The organism is Acidobacteriota bacterium (assembly GCA_016195325.1).
Lineage (GTDB): Bacteria > Acidobacteriota > Polarisedimenticolia > JACPZX01 > JACPZX01 > JACPZX01.
This window is the reverse complement of record JACPZX010000118.1, coordinates 1-18,624: the sequence shown is the minus strand read 5'-3', so window position 1 is coordinate 18,624 and position 18,624 is coordinate 1. Positions and strand designations below refer to the sequence as shown.

The following is an 18,624-nucleotide window of genomic DNA, read 5'->3' as shown; positions in this document are numbered from 1 at the left end:
GGACCGCGATCGACTCGTCGGGCGCGGCGTGCTCGTGCAGCCCCCGGCCGATTTTCGCCCACCGCCTCAGGTACTCCGCCTCGGTCTCGACCGACGTGATGGAGACATACGTTTCCTCCCCCGCCGTGCCGACCCTCGTGTCCTGGCCCCGGAACGGCGCGAGCGACGACCACCCGGCGAGGAGGAGAGCGGCCGCGGCGAGCCCCCCCCGCGCGCGCACGGGCCATCCGGTGAGACGCGACGCCTCGAGGATCGCCAGCGCGGAGGCGAGGTAGGCGATGACGAGGGGAGCGTCGACGAAGCGGAACTCGAAGTGATCCCCGCCGATCGCCCACGTGTAGACGAGATAGAGGGCGGCAAAGGGGAGGGAGAACGCCGAGAGGGGAACGAGAGACGTCCCGGCGTCCGAATCCGAGGCCGAGCCGCGGCGCGCGCCGAGCCACCGCGCGAGGGGCCAGGCGATCAGGGCCGCGGCCGCGGGCCCGAGGTGCGCCCCCGCGAAGGCGCGGAGGTAGATCCAGCCGCTCTCGAGCCTGAGCCCCGGCACCTTGGCGTGGAACGAGTTCGGGACCCAGTCGCCGTAGTAGTCGTGGCGCCAGAGGAGATGGGCGAGAGGGATCGCGACGGCGGCGGCCGCCCATCCGAGGGGATAGGGCCGCCCTCCTCCCTTCCGGAGCGAGGCGATCGCCACCCCGGCCCCCGCCACGGCCAGGGCGAGATACCCCTCGGGACGCGTGAGGCACGCCGCGGCGATGAGGATGCCGGAGAAGGGAAAGACGGCCCGGGCCTCGTCGAGGCGCCGCCGCTCGGCGTGGAGGCGCCACGCCGCCGCGATCACGAGAAGGGTGAAGAGGCGCGTCTCGAGCCCCGACGTGGCCCAGGCGGCGAACGAGCGGTTCACGGCGAGCATCGCGGGGGCGAGGAGGGCCCCCCACCGGCCGGCGCCGAGATCGCGCCCGAAGCGGTGGACGACGAGGAGCGTGGCGACCGCGCACGCGATGCCGAGACCCTGGCAGGCGACCCCCGGGTCGAGCCCCAGCCGGATCGCCGCGGCGGCGAAGAGGGTCCAGAGGAAGTTCGTGTACCCCTCCGTCCTCTCGCCGAGGTTGAAGACGAGGCCGCGGCCGAGCGCGAGGTTGCGCGCGTAGCGAAAGGAGATGTAGGCGTCGTCGATGAGGAAGGCGCGCCACCAGGCGTGGAACGCGCCCAGGGCGACGAGGGTGCCGAGCGCCGCGCGCGCCGGGAGCCTCGAGCCGTGCGTCGTCATCGTGGGCGCACCAGCCCCTGCTCGAGGAGGTACGACGCCGTTTTCACCCCCGCGCAATAGAGGCCGACGAACGTCGGGTGCACGTCGTCGAGGCCGACGGGATCCTTCGAGAGCCGCTGGCACTCGACGAAGGCGTCGAGGAGATCGAGGTGCCGGAAGCCGTGCCGCGCCGAGAGGTCCCTCACCCATCGGTGCTCGTCGCGATGGTTGTAGCTCGACAGTGCGTCGAGGGTCGGGAATACGACGACCACCACGTCGAAGCCGCCCGACTTCGACAGCCCCGCGAGGACGCCGAAGTACTCCTCGACCGTGTCCTTCTGGACGAGATCGACCAACTCCTTCACCCGGGCGTCCGAGCTGACGGCGCTCGCGAAGAATCGATCGAGGACGCCGAAGCGGAGAAAGCGGTACAGCGCGCTGTGGGCGAGGACGGGGGAGAGGCGGGTGAGGCTCACGCTCCGCGTCCGGAACTCGCGCTCCAGCATCTCGATGTAAAGATGATGCGCCGGCCACGTCCGGTCGTTGAGGACGTAGGCCAGCACGACGAGATCGGGGGAGTACGCCAGGGCCCGATCCCGCAGCGTCTCGACCTCCTGCTGCGTGTTGTACCCCTCGACGCCGAAGTTCAGCACCTCGGCGCGCGCGCCGCCCTCCGTCAGCTTGCGCTCGAGGACGCTCGGGAATGTCCCTTCGTGCCGCTCGGTGCCGAACCCCTTCGCCACGCTGTCGCCGAGGACGGCGATGCGGTAGACGCCGGGGACCTTGAGGACGGTGTGCTCGTAGTCGCGGTAGCCGAGGGAGTTCCGCTGGGCTTCACTCCAGGCCGGATGAAGCGAGTCGCCGGTTGCGTCGGGGTTCGGGATCGGCTCCCAGCCGATGCGGACGTTCTTCGAGAGCTGGAACTGATCGTTCCGGAAGAAGGCGACCTGGGGGGCGCTGCCCGTGAGGCGGACGAGGATCTCGCCGAGGAGGAGCGCGGCGGCGGAGGCGGCGGCGAGGAGGAGGAGCCTCCCTCGAATCGTCCGGGCGGAACCCATGGCGCATTGTGCGCGCGGGCGCGCTCCGGCCGCAAGAGCGGTTCGATCCCTACTCGTTCCGGAGCGCGGCCATCGGGTCGATGCGCGTCGCCCGCCGCGCCGGCACGTAAGCGGGGACGAGCGCGACCGCGGTGAGGGTGATCGCGACGGCGGCGAAGGTGGCGGGGTCGGACGAGGAGACGCCGTAGAGCATCCCGGAGATGAGCCGCGTGAGGGCGAGGCCCGCGATCAGGCCGAGGCCGACCCCCGCGAGCGTCGTACTCAGCCCCTCGCGGAGGATCATCCGGAGGACGTCGGCCGCCCGCGCGCCGAGGGCCATGCGCAGTCCGATCTCGTGCGTGCGCTGCGCCACCGAGAAGCTCAGGAGCCCGTAGATCCCGAGCGCCGCGAGCGCGAGGGCCACCGAGGCGAAGGCGCCGACGAGCGCCGCCGGCGCGCGCCGCGGGGTCAGTGAGTCCGAGACGATCGACTCCATCGTCCGAGGGGCGGGCACCGGCTGGTTTCGATCAAGGGCGTGGATCGTCTCGCCGAGGGCGCGGGCCATCGCGGCCGGGGGTGACGCCGTCCGAACGACGAACGTCAGCGCGGTGTCGGGGCGCTGGGCCACCGGCACGTAGATCGCCGGGCGCGGCGACTCCTCGACCTGACTCATCTTCGTGTCGGCCACCACGCCGACGATCGTCTGGTACCCTTCGGTCTGCCAGTTGAACGCGATGCGCTTCCCGACGGGATCGACGCCGCGGAACCACTGCCGCGCCAGCGCCTCGTTGACGATCGCCACCCCGGGAGCGCCCGCCCTGTCGCGATCGTCGAAGTCGCGCCCGCGGAGGAGGGGTATCCGCATCGTGCGGAAGTACCCTGGCGTCGCGGTCAGCTTGTCGGCGATCGGTTCGGAGCCTGCGGGGAAGGTGCGCCCGTCGATCCCGAAGTTGCCGTTCGCGGAGCCCCCCGAGAGGGGGATGGTCAGCACCGCGGCCGCCGACTCGACGCCCGGGAGGGCCGCGATGTTCCGCCGCGCTTCCTCGACGAAGCCGGCCGCGCGCGCGGGCTCTGCGTAGCGGGGGTCGCCGAGGTGGACGTCCAGGGAGAGCACGCGCGCCGGATCGAACCCGATCGGCTCTTCGAGCGCCCGCCAGAGGCTGCGGAGGAGGAGCCCCGATCCGATCAGGAGGACGACCGAGATCGCGACCTCGCAGGCGACGAGCGCGCGCCGCAGCGATCCGCGCCGCGCGGCGTCGCTCCGGCCTCCCTGCGCCAGCGACGCCTGGAGGCTCGCGCCGGTCGCCTGCCAGGCGGGGACGAGGCCGAAGAGGAGGGCCGCGGCGATCGAGACGCCGAGCGTGAAGGCGAGGACCGCCGGGTCGATGCCAGGGCGGATCTCCCCGGGGACGGCGAAGGCCCCGCTGGACACTCCGGCGTCCACCCCCCACCAGGCGAGGAGCACGCCGAGAGCGCCGCCGCTCATCGCGAGGACGAGGCCCTCCGTGAGCATCTGGCGGACGATCCGGCCGCGGCTCGCGCCGAGAGCGAGGCGGACCGCGATCTCCGACCGGCGCGCCGCCGAGCGCGCGAGGGTGAGGCTCGCGACGTTCGCGCACGCGATCAGGAGGACCGCGACGACCGCGACCTGGAGCAGGAGGAGCGTGCGGCCCGCGTCGCCGACGATTCGAGCGCGCAGAGGCGTCAGCGCAACGTCGTGATCGGTGACGCCTCCCGCGCGCAGCCCCGCGGCGAAGGTCTCGAGCTCGCGTCGCGCGCGCGCGGCGTCGACGCCGTCCTTGAGGCGCGCGTAGACGTTCAGGAAGTGCATGCCGCGCGGCACCATGTCGGGCGTGGGGCGGAGCGGGATCCAGACGTCCGCGTCCCGCTCGATCCGGAACCCCGCCTCAAGGACGCCGACGATGGTGACGGCGCGCCCGTCGAGCGTCACCATCCGCCCGACGATCGCCGGGTCGGCCGAGAGGCGCGACTGCCAGAGGGCGTGGCTGACGATCGCGGCGCCGGGACCGCCCGCGACCTCCTCCTCGGGAAGGAAGTCGCGGCCGAGCGCCGGGCGCGTCCCGAGGACGGCCAGGAGATCGCCGGCGACGAAGCGGGTCGAGGCGTCGAACGGATCCCCGGCGCCGGTGAGGATCGAGCGCAAGGTGAAACACGCCGCGACGCTCTCGAAGATCTCCCCCCGCCCCTTCCAGTCGATGTACTCGGGGTAGGAGGCGGGGGCGTCCGCCTGCGCCGCCTGGACGTCGTGGAGTGAGACGAGCCTCTCGGCCTCCCGGTACGGAAGGGGGCCCAGGAAAACCCCCTCGACCAGAGTGAAGATCGCCGTGTTCGCGCCGATGCCCAGGCCGAGGGTCAGGATCGCCGCGAGGGTGAACCCCGGCGTCTTCCGGAGGAGCCGCACGGCGTGGCGAAGATCCTGGAGGAGACCGCTCATCTCTGACCTCACTCGCTCCGGAGAGCGATCAACGGGTCGGTTCCGGCCGCCCGGCGCGCGGGCAGGTACGAGGCGAGGAGAGCGACCGCCGCGAGGACGAGCGGCGCCGCGAAAAAGGTCGTGGCGTCGAGGGGGCTCACGTCGAAGAGAAGGCTCGAGAGGAGGCGCGTGAGCGCCGCCGCCGCGGCCAGTCCCGCGCCGATCCCGGCCACGGCCGGCCCGGCCGCTTCGGCGATGACGAGCCTCACGACGTCGAGGCGCCGCGCGCCGAGGGCCATGCGGATCCCCATCTCCCGCGTGCGCCGGCTCACGGAGAAGGCCATCACGGCGTAGACGCCGACGGCCGCGAGGGCGAGGGCGAGGCCGGCGAAGGCGGCGAGGAGGGCCATGTTGAGCCTTCGTCCCGCGACCGACGCGGCGATCCTTCCCTCCATCGTGTCCACCTGGTCGGCGAGGATGTCGGTGTGCCCCTCGCGAATCCGCGCGCGGACCGCCTCGGCCACGCGGGCCGGATCCCCCTTCGTCCGGACGATGACGCTCATGTCGGACCAGGGCCTCTGCGCGTGGGGCTCGTACGTCGCGAGGGCCGTCCCCGCGTCGAGGCCCACGTTCTTCACGTCGGCGACGACGCCGACGATCTTCAGCCACGGCTCGCGCTCGGGGGGGCCGATCTTGATCCGCGAGCCCACGGCCTTCCCTCGCGGGAAGAAGCGCCGGGCCATCCCCTCGTTGACGATGACGACCTTGTCGTCCCCGGCGCCGGTGTCGTGGGCGTCGAAATCGCGCCCCTCGACGATCGGGATCGCCATCGTGGGGAAGTAGCCGGGGAGGATGCGCCGGAAGCTCGCGGAGGGGACCTCGCCCGCGACGAAGGCGCGCCCCTCGATCGTCACGTTCCCCTGGGCGTCCCCGCCGCTGATCGGCAGCGCGTTGACCGCACTCACGCTCTCGATCTGAGGGACGGTCGCGAGCCGTTCGGGGAGATCGCGGTACCACGCGACGATCGCGGGGCGGTCGGCGAAGGTGGTCGAGGGGAGCGAGACGGCCATCGTGAGGACTCGCTCGGGTCTGAATCCCGGGTCGACGGCGAGGACGCGCGCGAGGCTCCGGATCATCAGCCCGGCGCCGACGAGGAGCACGATCGACAGCGCCACTTCGAGCGCGACGAGGCCGCGGCGCGGATCGATCGCCGCCCGGCGCGAGGGGACGCCGGCCTGGTTCTTGAGCGCGCCGTGGATGTCGAGGCGGCCGAGCTTCACCGCCGGGGCGATGGCCGCGAGAAGGCCCGCGGCCAGGGACGTCGCGATGCAGAAGGCGACGACGCGCGCGTCGATCGTCGCGCCGCGCGCGAGCGGCAGGAAGTCGAGCTGCCCCGACGAGAGCAGCGCAAGCCCCCACTGGGCGAGGAGCAGCCCCAGAGCGCCGCCGGCGAGGCCGACGAGCGCTCCTTCGACGATCGCCTGGCGGACGATGCGGGCCCGCGAGGCGCCCAGGGCCGATCGGATCGCCGCGTCGCGGCCGCGGGCCACGGCCCGCGCGAGGAGGAGGTGGGCCGCGTTCGTGCAGCCGATCAGCACCACGCAGCCGACGGCGCCGAGGAGGATGACCAGCGCGGGTCGGTAGTCGTCGACGAGGGACTCGCGGTAGGGGGTGACCGTCGCGCCGTGCCGGGGGTCGGCGGCGGGGTCCTTCGCCTGGATGGCGGCCGCGATCGACGCGATCTCGGCGCGGGCGGCGTCGAACGTCACCCCGGGCCTGAGCCGCCCGAGCGCGCTGAGGCGATGCACGGCCCGATTGTCGAGGAGCTTCGCGAAGGGACCCATCGGGACCCAGACCTCGACCTCGGAGGAGGGGAACGCGAAGGAGGCGGGCATCACCCCGACGACCGTGAAGGCGTCGCCGTCGATCTCGAAGCTCCGGCCGAGGGCGGCGGGATCCGAGGCGAGATGCTTCACCCAGAAGGCGTGGCTCACGACGACGACCTTCGGCGCGCCGGGGCGATCGTCCTCTCTGAGCATCGTCCGGCCGATCTCCGCGGAGGTCCGGAAGAGGGAGAAGATCTCCGACGAGACGAGCGCCTCGCCGACGCGCATCGGATCGCCGAGGCCGGTCGCGACGCCGCCGCCCGACGTGCAGAGAGCCATCGACTCGAACGATTGGCTCGCCTCTCGCCAGTCGCGGAAATTCGGGTACGAGACGTGGAACGGCCTGCCCCCCGTCTGGAGGTTCGTCTCCTGCAGGAGCGCGATGCGATCCGGCTCGGGGTAGGGGAGCGGGCGCCAGAGCACGGCGTCGGCGACGCTGAAGATCAGCGTGCTCGCGCCGATGCCGAGGGCCATGGTGAGGACGACGACGGTGGCGACGCCGCGGCTTCCGCGCAACGACCGGAAGGCGTGACGGATGTCGTGGAGGAGTGAGCTCATGCCGCAGCTCTGTTCCTAAGAACGTACCACCTCCCGCCGCCATCTCAAGCTCTCGGGTTCGTTGGACTTGCGGTGAGCGCCGGCGGCGCTCGGGTCGCCGCGGATGTTCGGTTGTGGGAACGATCGTTCCGGAAATGGCCTTCCCCCGGCGCCGGCCGTAGACTGCCCCGCGATGGGCGAAGGCCACCTCGAGAGGGAGCGGGCGACGATCGAGGCGATGGTGCGCCTCTTCTGCGAGCGCCGGCATGGCGCGACCGCGGGTCTCTGCGAGGCGTGCGGCGGCCTGCTGGGCTATGCCGAGCAGCGCCTCCGGCGGTGCCCGTTCGCGGACGAGAAGCCCCCGTGCGCCGACTGCCCGATCCACTGCTATAAGCCCGCGATGCGCGACCGGGTGAAGGAAGTGATGCGGTACGCCGGCCCCCGGATGATGCTCCGGCATCCACTCTTCGCGCTGAGGCACTGGCTCGACAGCTTCCGCAAGGAGCCGCCGGCCGCGAAGAAGCCCCGGGGGGAGAGAACGTGACGGGCCCCGCCCGGATGCCCGTCGTCTTCTGCGCGCACGGGAACCCGTTGAACGCGATCCGCGACACGATATTCACCAGGTTCCTGCTCGCCTGGGGCCGGGGCCTCCCGAGGCCGCGGGCGATCCTCGCCGTCTCCGCGCACTGGGAGTCGCCGCGCCTCGCCGCGACGTCTTCGGATCGCCCCGAGACGATCCACGATTTCCACGGCTTCCCCGAGGAGCTCTTCGCCGTGCGCTATCCCGCTGCGGGAGATCCCGCGCTCGCCGCCCGGATCGCGGCGCTCCTGCGCGCGGCGGGCCTCCCGGCCACGGAGGATGGCGCGCGCGGGCTCGATCACGGCGCGTGGGCGCCGCTCCGCCGCCTTTACCCCGCGGCCTCGATCCCCGTCGTGCAGCTCAGCCTCCTGGCGGGGATGCCGCTCGCGCGCCACGTGGATGTCGGGCGGGCCCTCGCGCCGCTCCGCGACGAAGGGGTTCTCATCCTCGGGAGCGGAAACCTCGTCCACAATCTCAGGACCGCCGATCTCTTCGACGAGAGCGAGGTCGCGCGCCCCTGGGCGCGGGAGTTCGACGCGTGGGTGAAAGGCTCGCTGGACGCGTGGGCTCTCGACGCCCTCGCCGATTTCCGAGATCGGGCGCCGCACGGCCGCATCGCGCATCCGACTGTCGAGCACTACGCCCCGCTTCTGGTGGCGGCGGGGGCGGCGTCAGGCGGCGGCGCGCGGCCGCGCGTCAGCTACGCGTTCGAGGGGTTCGAGCACGCCACCATCAGCCTCAGGTCCGTCACGCTGGAGTGATCTTCTCCCGCCAGATCTTCTCGAAGAGCTCGATCGACCCCGGGGCATGGCCGGAGTAGTGGTTGTTGAAGTAGGCATAGATCGCCCGCTTCCCCTCGAGGATCGCCTTGATGAGCGGAACCCACGATTCCATCTCGCGCGATCGATCCACGATGACCCTGTCCCAGCTCTTCGTGATCTTCTCGATGGCGTAGCGATCCCCGAGCCATCTCACGTACGCGAAGTCGGCGGTGAAGGGCTCCATCGCGGAGTACTGGGCAGGGTTCGGCATCCACGGGTGGTCGATGAGCGCGAAGGCGACGCGGTGCTTCGACAGCCGATCGAAGAGCGCGGGCTTGAGCCATCCCTTGTTTCGGATCTCGAGGGCGAACCTGTAGTCGGCCGACAGGAGGGGGAGGAAGGCATCGAGCCTCTCGAGGAAGACCTTCTCCGTCATCTCCGCGTCCTTCTTGTAGTACGGGAACTGGAGGAGAAGCGGCCCGAGCCGGTCGCCGAGGGGCTCCATCGCCGCGAGGAAGGCCGCGAGGTTCTGGGCGCAGTCGACCATTCCCTTCTCGTGCGTGATCGCCTGCGGCACCTTGGCCGCGAGCTTGAACCCTTCGGGGAGATCGCTCCGCCACTTCCTGGTGGTCGAGAGGGCGGGCACGCGGTAGAACGTTGCGTCGACCTCCACGCTGCGGAACTTCGTCGCGTAGTGGGCGAGGTAGTCGCGCGCGGCCATCCCCTTCGGGTAGAAGACGCCGTCCCAGTCGGCGCTCGACCACGAGGATGTCCCGAGGTGGAGGTCGGCGTGCGGCATCACGTGTCAGCTCCCCCCGCGCCCCGTCACGTCGAACGGCGCCTCCGTGTCCCGTTCCGCGGCGCCGGGCTCGGGCGCCCACCGGATGTGGTACTGGTAGTTGCCGGCCTCGATGCTCGACGTGTCGACGCGATCGCTGAAGTGCAGGCACCTTCCCGTCGGCGCCGGCTCGGTGCTCTCGAACCTGAAGATCGGGATCTCCTTCCGCGAGACGTACCGGACAGCGCTCGCAGGCGGATGTTCGCCGCCGGAGCAGATCCAGGTCTCGAGGCTCAGAGGCTCCCCCCGTGCGATCATCCCGACGCCTGCTGGGATCGATCCCTCCTCGCCCGTCCCCGCCCCCGCGATTTCGGCCTTCGTCTCGCCGCTGAGCGGGAGCGCGGCGACGATCGTGCGCCGTGACGCGCGCATCACCACGGGGCCGGCCGACCCCGGTTTCGCTGGCTCCGGAAGATCGACGAGCCCCTCGGCGCCCCCGAACAGGTTCACCGTGCGATCGCGCGCGAACGCGGCCAGGCGGTAGCGCCCGGGCCTGAGTCGCGTGATCGTCCTCCGGTGCAGCGCCACCCGGCCCGTCTCCCCCTCGCGATCGCGGCTCACCTTGTAGTTTCCCAGGAGCTCCCATCTCTCGTTCCCGTCGAGCCGGCTCATCAGCGCGCCGACCTCGTACGTCCCCACCTGCCCGAGAGCCCCCGGAATGAGGGCGAGGGAGTCGAGCGCGACGGAGACCTCGACGTCGGCGTCCCATCCCCTGGCGGACGCGCTCCTCGGGACGATCGCCGCCCCGACCTCGACGTCCCGAGCCTCTCCCGGGTTCAACAGAACCGCCTGCGCGTTCGCCATCCACCGATCCGCATCGCCAAGAAACCTCACGCGGTAGGCGTGGGGGAGGCTCACGCCTGCAGCCGTGATCTTCACGTCGTAGATGCGGCGGCCCTGCTTTTCGGGGGGGCGCAGCGCGATCCTGTAGAGACACCGGCATCCGCGCGCCGCCTCGTCGGTGAGCCGCGACAGATCGCCCGGGCCTTTGTTGTACTTCCCTCCGGTGAAATCCGCGAGGGGCGACGCCATCGCGAGCGTCTCCTCCTCGAGAATCTCGGTGACGCTGTCCAGTCCCACGCCGACGGGGAGCGGGGCGGCGTTGATGGGGTACACGACCGTATGGGCCGAGGAGGCGGAGGCGGCGACCTCCTCGAGGTCGGCGTACTGGGTGGGCGTCTCCCGGCCGTAGAATCGCCCCGGGGACATCGCGCCGTTCTGCTGGAAGAAGAGGAGAGTCCGGCGGCCGGACCTGTCGTCGAACCGGTCGAGGAACTTCTTCAGCACGTTCAGAGACCGGCGCCCGTGCTCGAACTCCTCCATGGCGTAGCCGGGGCAGACGCGGGGGTAGTGGCGGCACTCCTCGACGCGCGATTCCAGCAGATCGGGGAACTCGTCGAGCAGCGACCGGTCGGCGTAGGCCCGGTCGATCGCGGCGACCAGCGACGCCCTGTCGCCGGTGAAGGCGCGGATCTCGCGAAGGCCGTCCGAGCTCGAGTAGCCCTCGATCATGACCTGGTCCCCCGGTCCCATCGTCTCGCGGATCCACCGGGTGACCTCGCTCCTTACGCGCGCGCGCCCGTCGAGCTGAAGCTGGCTGAAATCGATGTAGATGACGAACTCGCCGGGCGGGGAGGCCGGCGCCGCCGGCGCGCCGGTCTTCTGCAGCTCGGGGGCGCTCCCCGCATGAGCGACCGTCGTCGCGTCGCCCGGCGCCGAATCCTGGCACGCGCACGAATCATCGACGCTGTAGATCGGCCAGAGCCTCCCGTCGAGCCGGACGACGAAGTCCTTCTTCTTGAGCCCGCGCATCGGCCGCCCGTTCTTGCCGACCGCCTCCACGTCGAAGAGCGTGAGCGTGACGCTCGTCGTCTCGACGAGCGGGACCGCCACGGCGGGGTCCGAGCCGTCCTCCGTCTGCGAGACGGCGGGGGGAGGCATCGACGTGAGCGCGAGGGCGGCCACGAGGACCACGGCCTCCCGGCGCCTGGCTCGATTCCATCGCGGCCTTCGGCTCGGTTCCATGACGCGGCGAGGATACCCGAAGCTCTGCGGTCGGGGAACAGGCAAGCCCCGGCGCTCCGGATTGCCCCATCCCTCCGCGCGCGGATAACATGTCCCGCTCATCCAACAGGAACCGGCGGCGCCTGACCGCGCTCGCAACGGAGGGGGAATGCCTCACTCGGGGGATCGAACGAGGGGAAGACTGCGCGCGCCGGGCCTCGCGCTGGCCGCGATGGCCATCGTCGTGCTGGCCGGTGTCGCCGAGACGCGCGCGGACCGCCCGCGCGTCTACGCGCTGACCGGAGGGCGCGTCGTCGTCTCTCCGGGCCATGTCATCGACAACGCCACCGTCGTCCTGCGCGACGGGACCATCGAAGCGGTCGGCGCCGACGTGAAAACCCCCGACGACGCCGTCGTCGTCGACGCGAAGGGGAAGACCGTCCACGCCGGCTTCATCGACGCCTGCTCCGACATCGGCCTCCGCCAGCCCGAGACCGCAGCGGCCCCGGGCGCAGCCCCTCGCGCCGCGAGAACCGAGACCCCGGCGGGGGCCGGCCACCCCATCTCCCGCGTCCACCCCGAGAAGCGCGCCCTCGACCAGCTCGCCCTGACCGACAACGACCTCGAGCGGCAGCGAGCTTTCGGCTTCACCGCCGCGCTCGCCGTCCCGAACGAAGGGATCTTCCGAGGCACCAGCGCGCTCATCACGCTCGGCGCGGGCCCCGTCGCGCAGAGCGTCGTCCGCGCCGACGCGGCCCAGCACATCGCCTTCGAGACCGGTGGCTTCCGCGGGGGCTACCCGGGATCGCTGATGGGGGTCATCGCCGTCATCCGCCAGGGGCTCGAGGACGCGAAGCGCCACGACGTCTGGCAGGCGCGCTACGACGCCGACCCGAAGGGGATGAAGCGCCCCGACACGGTGACCGCCTACGCGCCGCTCGCGCTCGCCGCGTCGGCGAGGATCCCGGTCGTCTTCGACGCGACGACGCCCGCGAACGTGCTGCGCGCCCTCTCCCTCGCGAAGGAGTTCAACCTCGACGCGATGGTCGTGGGATCGGGGGCGGATGCCGAGGTTCTCGACGGCATCAAGGCCTTCGGGCGCCCGGTCATCGTCTCGATGGCCTTCCCGGACAAGCCCGAGATCGACGACGCCGACGAGGCCCTCGACGCCACGAACGAGACGCTCAGGCGCTACGTCTCGGCGCGCGCCGACGCGGGACGCCTCGCGGCGGCGGGCGTTCCGATCGCGATCGGCACATGCCGCATGAAGAACCTCGCAGAGTTCCCCGATCACCTGAGAAAGGCGATCGAGGCGGGGCTGACCGAGGACGCGGCCCTCGCCGCCCTCACCGTGAACCCCGCGAAGCTCTACGGCGTGGACCGATCGATGGGGACGATCGAGGCCGGGAAGGCGGCCGACGTCGTCATGGAGGACGGGCCGCTCTTCGGGGAGAAGACGAAGCCCTCGCGCGTCTACATCGACGGCGTCGAGTACGTCGTCGAGCAGAAGAAACTGAAGGGGGACCCGAACGCGAAGGTCGACCCGCGGGGGACCTGGTCGGTGACGGTGAGCTTCGGCTCGGTCACGGTCGTCCGCACGTGGACGATCGGCGGGAAGGAAGGGGCGTACGAGGGGACGGCGGAGACCCGCGAGGGGACCGTCACCTTCCAGTCGATGACGCTTCTCGGGAACGAGCTGAAGATCGAGCAGCCCTCCTCGCGCGGCAACGGCATGGTCCACATCGACGTCGTGATCACCGGCGAGAGCTTCGAGGGGGAAGGGGAGTCGTCGTCGGGACCGTCCTTCACGCTCAAGGGAACGCGGACGTCCGGACCGAACGGAGGTGCCCTGTGAGCCGCCGGATTCTGATCGCGCTCTTCGCGCTGGCCCTCGCGGCCCTCTCGATTCCCGTTCCGATGGCGGCCGACGCCGCGAAGCCGCCGTCGACCGTCCTCATCCAGGGGGGGACCGTCTGGACGATGTCGAAGGCCGGGATCCTCGCGAGGGCCGACCTGCTGATCAGGGACGGGAAGATCGCGAGGATCGCCGAGAGGATCGACGCGCCGCCGGGATCGCTCGTCGTGGACGCGACAGGGAAGCACGTCACACCCGGCCTCATCGACGCGCACAGCCACACCGCGGTGGACGGCGGGATCAACGAGGGGTCGAACAACATCACCGCCGAGGTCCGCATCGCCGACGTTCTCGACGGCACCGACGTGGCCGTCTACCGCGAGCTGGCCGGCGGCCTCACGACGGCCAACGTCCTCCACGGATCGGCGAACTCGATCGGCGGGCAGAACGCCGTCATCAAGCTCCGATGGGGATCTCCCGCGGCGGACCTGATCTTCCAGGCCGCACCTCCCGGCGTGAAGTTCGCCCTCGGCGAGAACCCGAAGCGATCGAACTTCCAGCCCGATCGCGGCGAATCGCCCCGGTACCCCGCGACGCGCATGGGGGTCGAGGCGTCGATCCGCAAGGCCTTCCTCGCGGCGCGCGACTACAAGAAGGAGTGGGCGGACTACAGCGCCCTCCCGGAAAAAGATCGCCAGCACAGGGAGCCGCCGCGGAAGGATCTCCAGAATGAGGCCCTCGTCGAGATCCTCGACGGGAAGCGCCTCGTCCACGCGCACTGCTACCGGCAGGACGAGATCCTGATGCTCATCCGGCTTGCCGAGGAGTTCGGCTTCCGGATCGCGACCTTCCAGCACGTCCTCGAGGGGTACAAGGTCGCCGACGAGATCGCCGCGCACGGGGCGGGAGGCTCGACCTTCTCCGACTGGTGGGCCTACAAGCAGGAGGCGTGGGACGCGATCCCCTACAACGGCGCCCTCATGACGAAGCGGGGAGTTCTCGTCTCGTACAACAGCGACTCGAACGAGCTCGCGCGGAGGCTGAACCTCGAGGCGGCGAAGTCGATCAAGTACGGCGGCCTCACCGAGGAGGAGGCCCTCGCCCTCGTCACGATCAACCCCGCGCGGCAGCTCCACGTGGACAGGTGGACCGGATCGCTCGAGGCCGGGAAGGACGCCGACGTGGCGATCTGGAGCGGACATCCTCTGAGCACGTACACCGTCTGCGAGCAGACGTGGGTGGACGGCGTCAGGAGGTTCGACCGAGCCGCCGACGTCGCGGCGCGCGATCAGCGCGAGAAGGATCGAGCGGCGCTGATCGACGCCGTGAAGAACGCCGACAGGCCGAAGCCCGCCGCCGTCGCGAGGGAGGAGAAGAAAGAGGAGAAGAAGGTCGACGAGGCGAAGCCGGCGGCGGCGACGAAGGCCGCCCCCGCGGCGAAGCCTCTCCCGTACCGGATGCCCGAGGGGGTCACGTCCGTCATCGCCCTCACCGGCGCGACGATTCATCCCGTGATCGGCCCCGACATCCCGAACGGCACGATCGTGATCAAGGCCGGCCGGATCGCCGCGGTCGGCAGCGGCGTCGCGATCCCCGGCGGCGCCGAGATCGTGAAGCTCGACGGCCTCCACGTCTACCCGGGGCTCATCGACGCGGACACGGTCGTCGGCCTCACCGAGGTCGGCTCCGTCAAGGGGAGCGACGACGTCTCGGAGACCGGCTCGAACAACGCCGACGTTCGGACCGACCTCGCGGTCTTCCCCGACTCGGAGCTGATCCCGGTCACCCGCGCGAACGGCGTCACCCAGGTCCTCACCGTGCCGTCGGGCGGCCTCATCAGCGGGACGAGCTCTCTGACGCGCCTCGACGGCTGGACGTGGGAGGAGCTTTCGGCGGCGTCGCCGGTCGCCCTCCACATCCAGTACCCGGTGTGGCGCGCTCGCTCGCGCTTCGACTTCGGCCCGCCGGTGTCGCGCGACGACGCGAAGAAGGACCGCGAGAAGAAGCTCAAGGAACTTCGTGAGGCATTCGCCGCGGCTCGGGCCTACAAGCTGGCGAAGGCCGCGGGACACCTGCATGAGGCCGACCCGGTCCTCGAGGCGATGCTTCCGGCTCTCGACGGGTCGATTCCGGTCGTCGTCCACGCCGGGGAGATCCGGCAGATCAAGGATGCTTTGAAGTGGTCGTCGGAGGAAGGACTACGGATGATCCTCGCCGGTGGCGAGGACGCCTGGCGCGTGGCCGCGGATCTCAAGGCGGCGAACGTGCCCGTTATTCTGGGACCCCTTCTCGACGTGCCCGACCGTGACGACGAGGCGTACGACGTCCGCTTCACGTCGGCCCGCGCGCTTCATGACGCCGGCGTCGCGTTCTGCATCTCGGGGGGCGGTGGCTCGTTCAATGCGGCGAACACGCGAAACCTCCCGTACCACGCCGCGATGGCGGCGGCCTTCGGGCTGCCTCGGGATGAAGCGCTCAAGGCGGTGACGCTGTACCCGGCCCGGATCCTGGGAGTCGAGAGGGACCTGGGGTCGATCGAGGCGGGAAAGAGCGCGAGTTTGATCGTGACGACGGGCGATCCCCTCGAGATCCGCACCGAGGTGAAGCGCGTCTACATCGACGGGCGCAGCGTCGATCTGATGAACAAGCACCTCAGGCTGTACCAGAAGTTCTCGGCCAGGCCGAGGAGGGCGGCGAAGTGACGGCCAGGAAGTCGTGGCGGGAGCGAGATGTCCACTGGTGATCCGGGAATCGTCATCCTGAAGGGTCCGATCGAGCGTGGGACTCTCGCGCACCTCGTGGAGTCCTACTTTGGCGACATGGTGAAGTTCGTCGCGGACATCTCGCAAGGCGTGATTGCGATTGGCGGGGAACTCCACGCCGACGCCGAGCAGATCCTTCTGGAGAACGGAAGCCGCCAGGCGGACCTCTGGGGCGCCAACTATTATCCGGGTCAACGACGAGAGGATTGCATCGAGTTCACGGCGCTGATCAACATCCGGCCGGCGCAGGGGAACCGGAGCATGGAGATCCAGGACGCATCAGTGCGATCGAAGGTTCGTGATCTCGCATTTGCCTTGATCGGGGAAGGGGAGCAGGTGTGACGTGACTCAGCATGCTGCAATGGACCCCGAGAGATGGCTCGCGTTTCCCCTCAGCCAGCAGATCCTCATGATCGGAAACGAGATGAACCGGGCCGGGAAACTCATGGGGGCGTCCGACCGTGAACGCCGGCTGGGATCCTACGAGCGCGTCCTCCGGCTGACTGACCTCACCATCGAAGTGCGTCCGGCGCGAGGCCTCCGGCGCGAATTGCTTCGGTGGCGCGATCTCATTGCGCACCTGTACGACGCCGGAGAACCCAACCCGGCCGTCCATACCGCGGCGTTCCGGTGCCTCCTGAGATTCACCCCGGAATCCTCGCGGCAGATCCCCTTCCTCGGACTTGAGCCGAGATCGGCGGACTGAATCGACGGACCCCTTCACCCTTTCAACCGGCGCCGCCGCCGGTTCGCCGCCACCAGCTCGTGGCTCCTCCCGACGAGCGCTCCGAGCGTCTTCCAGTCGATGCGCCCCGCGACCTTCATCGAGACCCAGCCGCGGTTCCCGACGTACGGGGCGCGGAAGTAGCGCGGGTCGCCCACGAGAAGATCCTGCATCTCCGGGTCGCACTTGAAGCAGATGCAGTCGTCACCCTTGTAGTTTTCGTACGCGGCGAAGATCTTCTTCCCGACGCGGAAGTTCGGGTGCCCCCAGGTGATCGTCTCGACCGTGTCCGGAAGGGCGAGGCAGATCTTCCGGAGTCGATCGAGGGGCGTCACGCGGCGGCGGGCTCTTCGGGACGCGCGGCCGTCTTCCGGAGGAGGCCGTCGATCAGATCGACGTGCTCCCGGTCGTGGACGAGCATCATCGCGACGACTCTGCCGACGGTGACCGGGCCGACCCCCTCCTGCGTTCCGGCGAGGGTGAGCTGGTCGGTCGCGAGCTGGCGGAGCGACTTGAGCGTGGCCTTGCGGGCGACGGCGAAGTCGGCGAGCGCCTTCCGCGCGTCCTGATGGAAGTAGTCGCGCTCGATCGCCAGCTTCTCGCCGTCGATGTCGGGAAGCGTCGCTTCGCTCCCGTCGAGGAGCAGCCGGATCCGGACCGAGTACCCCTCGCGCTCGAGATCGCGCAGGTGGCACAGGTGCTGGACGACCGCCCACGGGCCGTCGGGGGGAAGCCACGTCAGATCGTCCGCGCTCGCGCCGGCCAGCATGTCCTCGAGGACCTCGGCGGTCTCGAAGAGGGCGTCTGCCGCCTCGCTCAACTCGGAAAGGGTCGTCACGGAATCCTGCATCGCGCACCTCCCTGATTCACGGGGCCACGCGCACACTCTTTCCCACGGCGCGTCGCAACGCAAGGCTCAAGGGTGAAGATCGACCGCCGCCCCCCCGAGGTACACCCTCTCGATCTTCCGCGTGTTGCGGATGTCCGACGAAGGATCGGCGGTCAGCACGACGAGATCCGCCCGTTTCCCCGCCTCGACCGTTCCGACTTCGTTGCCGATCCCCAGGGCCTCCGCCCCGTTTCGCGTCGCCATGGTCAGGACCTCGAGAGGGGTGAACCCCGCCTCGACGAGTAGCTCGAGCTCCCGGTGGAGGCCGAGGCCCGGGACCACCCACGGGTTCGGCGTGTCGGAGCCGGCGAGGAGCGGCACGCCGCGGTCGCGGTACATGCGAAGGAGCTTGAGGACCTTCGGCCAGTCGGCTCGACCCCGGGCGAAGTCCTCCGCCGACCACCCCGCGGTGAACCCCGGCCCCTCCCACATCTTCAGTATCAGCGGCGGAACGAGGGAGAGATCCGCGCTCTTCGTGTAGAAGGCGTCGTTCGCGCGGAACTTCGTGTCGTAGGCGACGAGCGTCGGGTCGATCGGGATGCGGCGCCTGCCGATCTCCTCGACCATCTCCCGGATCTCGGGCCCATCGAGATCCACCCACTCGAGCCACGCGATGCGCTCGCGGCTCCCGCGGATCGCGTCGTACGCCTCGCGTCGGGCGGCCGGCAGGAGCGACGTCGACCACGGCGCGCCGTGCGTGATGAAGTCGATCCCGAAGCGCGCCGCCTCGGTCCACGACGTCCTCTGCAGGTGCCCGATGACCTTGAGGCCGCGCGCGTGGGCTTCGCCGATGGCGACCTTCACCAGATCCGGGCCGAGCGTCCCGTAGACCTTGATGAAGTCAACACGAAGCCCCGCCTGGCGATCCACCTCGCGCCGGACCTGCGCCTCGGTCGAGACCCCCACCGCCGGGCCGTCGAGATCCGGGAAGGCGCGGTTCAGCGCCTCGCCCGCGGTGAAGATGCGGGGGCCGGCGATCCGCCCGGACCTCACCGCCTCGCGCAGCGCCACGCCGTCGGCCGCCGGCGCCGCGGGGTTCCGGACGGTCGTGATCCCGGAGGCGAGAAGGAT

The 18,624-nt window shown here is 70.6% G+C and carries 14 protein-coding genes; 5 read left to right on the top strand and 9 right to left on the bottom strand.

The genetic code is table 11. The features are described 5' to 3' along the window. The 4 genes from HY049_19580 to HY049_19565 form a co-directional block, all read right to left on the bottom strand. The coding region (locus HY049_19580) for a hypothetical protein (GenBank protein MBI3451101.1) at nt 1-1,267 on the bottom strand (1,267 nt) is incomplete at its 3' end. After that, complete coding sequence (locus HY049_19575) at nt 1,264-2,304, bottom strand: SGNH/GDSL hydrolase family protein (protein ID MBI3451100.1); 1,041 nt, start codon at nt 2,302-2,304, stop codon at nt 1,264-1,266. The genes HY049_19580 and HY049_19575, both read right to left, overlap by 4 nt. 49 nt (nt 2,305-2,353) lie before the next feature. Next, on the bottom strand, nt 2,354-4,738 hold the full coding sequence (locus HY049_19570) for an ABC transporter permease (protein MBI3451099.1): 2,385 nt from the start codon (nt 4,736-4,738) through the stop codon (nt 2,354-2,356). A gap of 8 nt (nt 4,739-4,746) precedes the next feature. Further along, the gene (locus HY049_19565) at nt 4,747-7,161 is read right to left on the bottom strand and encodes an ABC transporter permease (protein MBI3451098.1); all 2,415 of its coding nucleotides are present in this window, start codon (nt 7,159-7,161) and stop codon (nt 4,747-4,749) included. 172 nt (nt 7,162-7,333) lie between these two features. Here HY049_19565 and HY049_19560 point away from each other — a divergent pair, with 172 nt between their 5' ends. Both HY049_19560 and HY049_19555 read left to right on the top strand, forming a co-directional pair. Further along, nucleotides 7,334-7,684 carry a nitrous oxide-stimulated promoter family protein gene (locus HY049_19560; GenBank protein MBI3451097.1) on the top strand — a complete coding sequence of 117 codons (351 nt, stop codon included), beginning with the start codon at nt 7,334-7,336 and terminating at the stop codon, nt 7,682-7,684. 14 nt (nt 7,685-7,698) lie between these two features. Then, complete coding sequence (locus HY049_19555; protein ID MBI3451096.1) at nt 7,699-8,481, top strand: dioxygenase; 783 nt, start codon at nt 7,699-7,701, stop codon at nt 8,479-8,481. On the opposite strand, the gene HY049_19550 is transcribed toward HY049_19555, so the two are convergent. Both HY049_19550 and HY049_19545 read right to left on the bottom strand, forming a co-directional pair. Then, a complete protein-coding gene (locus HY049_19550) occupies nt 8,468-9,283 on the bottom strand; it encodes a DUF72 domain-containing protein (protein ID MBI3451095.1) in 816 nt (271 codons plus the stop codon). The genes HY049_19555 and HY049_19550 overlap by 14 nt on opposite strands. A 3-nt stretch (nt 9,284-9,286) precedes the next feature. After that, on the bottom strand, nt 9,287-11,293 hold the full coding sequence (locus tag HY049_19545; protein MBI3451094.1) for a hypothetical protein: 2,007 nt from the start codon (nt 11,291-11,293) through the stop codon (nt 9,287-9,289). Nucleotides 11,294-11,492: 199 nt separating this feature from the next. On the opposite strand from HY049_19545, the gene HY049_19540 reads away from it, so the two are divergent. Genes HY049_19540 through HY049_19530 form a run of 3 tightly spaced genes read left to right on the top strand, consistent with a single transcriptional unit; the run spans nt 11,493 to nt 16,282 of the window. Then, entirely contained in the window at nt 11,493-13,178 is a 1,686-nt protein-coding gene (locus HY049_19540; protein ID MBI3451093.1) for an amidohydrolase family protein, read from the top strand. Continuing rightward, nucleotides 13,175-15,880 (top strand): amidohydrolase family protein, encoded by a 2,706-nt coding sequence (locus HY049_19535; GenBank protein MBI3451092.1) that lies wholly within the window; start codon nt 13,175-13,177, stop codon nt 15,878-15,880. Before HY049_19540 ends, HY049_19535 begins: the two co-directional genes overlap by 4 nt. Nucleotides 15,881-15,934: 54 nt before the next feature. Further along, the gene (locus HY049_19530) at nt 15,935-16,282 is read left to right on the top strand and encodes a hypothetical protein (protein MBI3451091.1); all 348 of its coding nucleotides are present in this window, start codon (nt 15,935-15,937) and stop codon (nt 16,280-16,282) included. A gap of 378 nt (nt 16,283-16,660) precedes the next feature. On the opposite strand, the gene HY049_19525 is transcribed toward HY049_19530, so the two are convergent. The 3 genes from HY049_19525 to HY049_19515 form a co-directional block, all read right to left on the bottom strand. Next, a complete protein-coding gene (locus tag HY049_19525) occupies nt 16,661-16,999 on the bottom strand; it encodes an MmcQ/YjbR family DNA-binding protein (GenBank protein MBI3451090.1) in 339 nt (112 codons plus the stop codon). After that, nucleotides 16,996-17,514 carry a DinB family protein gene (locus HY049_19520; protein MBI3451089.1) on the bottom strand — a complete coding sequence of 173 codons (519 nt, stop codon included), beginning with the start codon at nt 17,512-17,514 and terminating at the stop codon, nt 16,996-16,998. Before HY049_19520 ends, HY049_19525 begins: the two co-directional genes overlap by 4 nt. A 66-nt stretch (nt 17,515-17,580) precedes the next feature. Beyond that, nucleotides 17,581-18,624, bottom strand: a 1,044-nt coding sequence (locus HY049_19515; GenBank protein ID MBI3451088.1) for an amidohydrolase family protein, incomplete at its 5' end; no start/stop codon positions are given.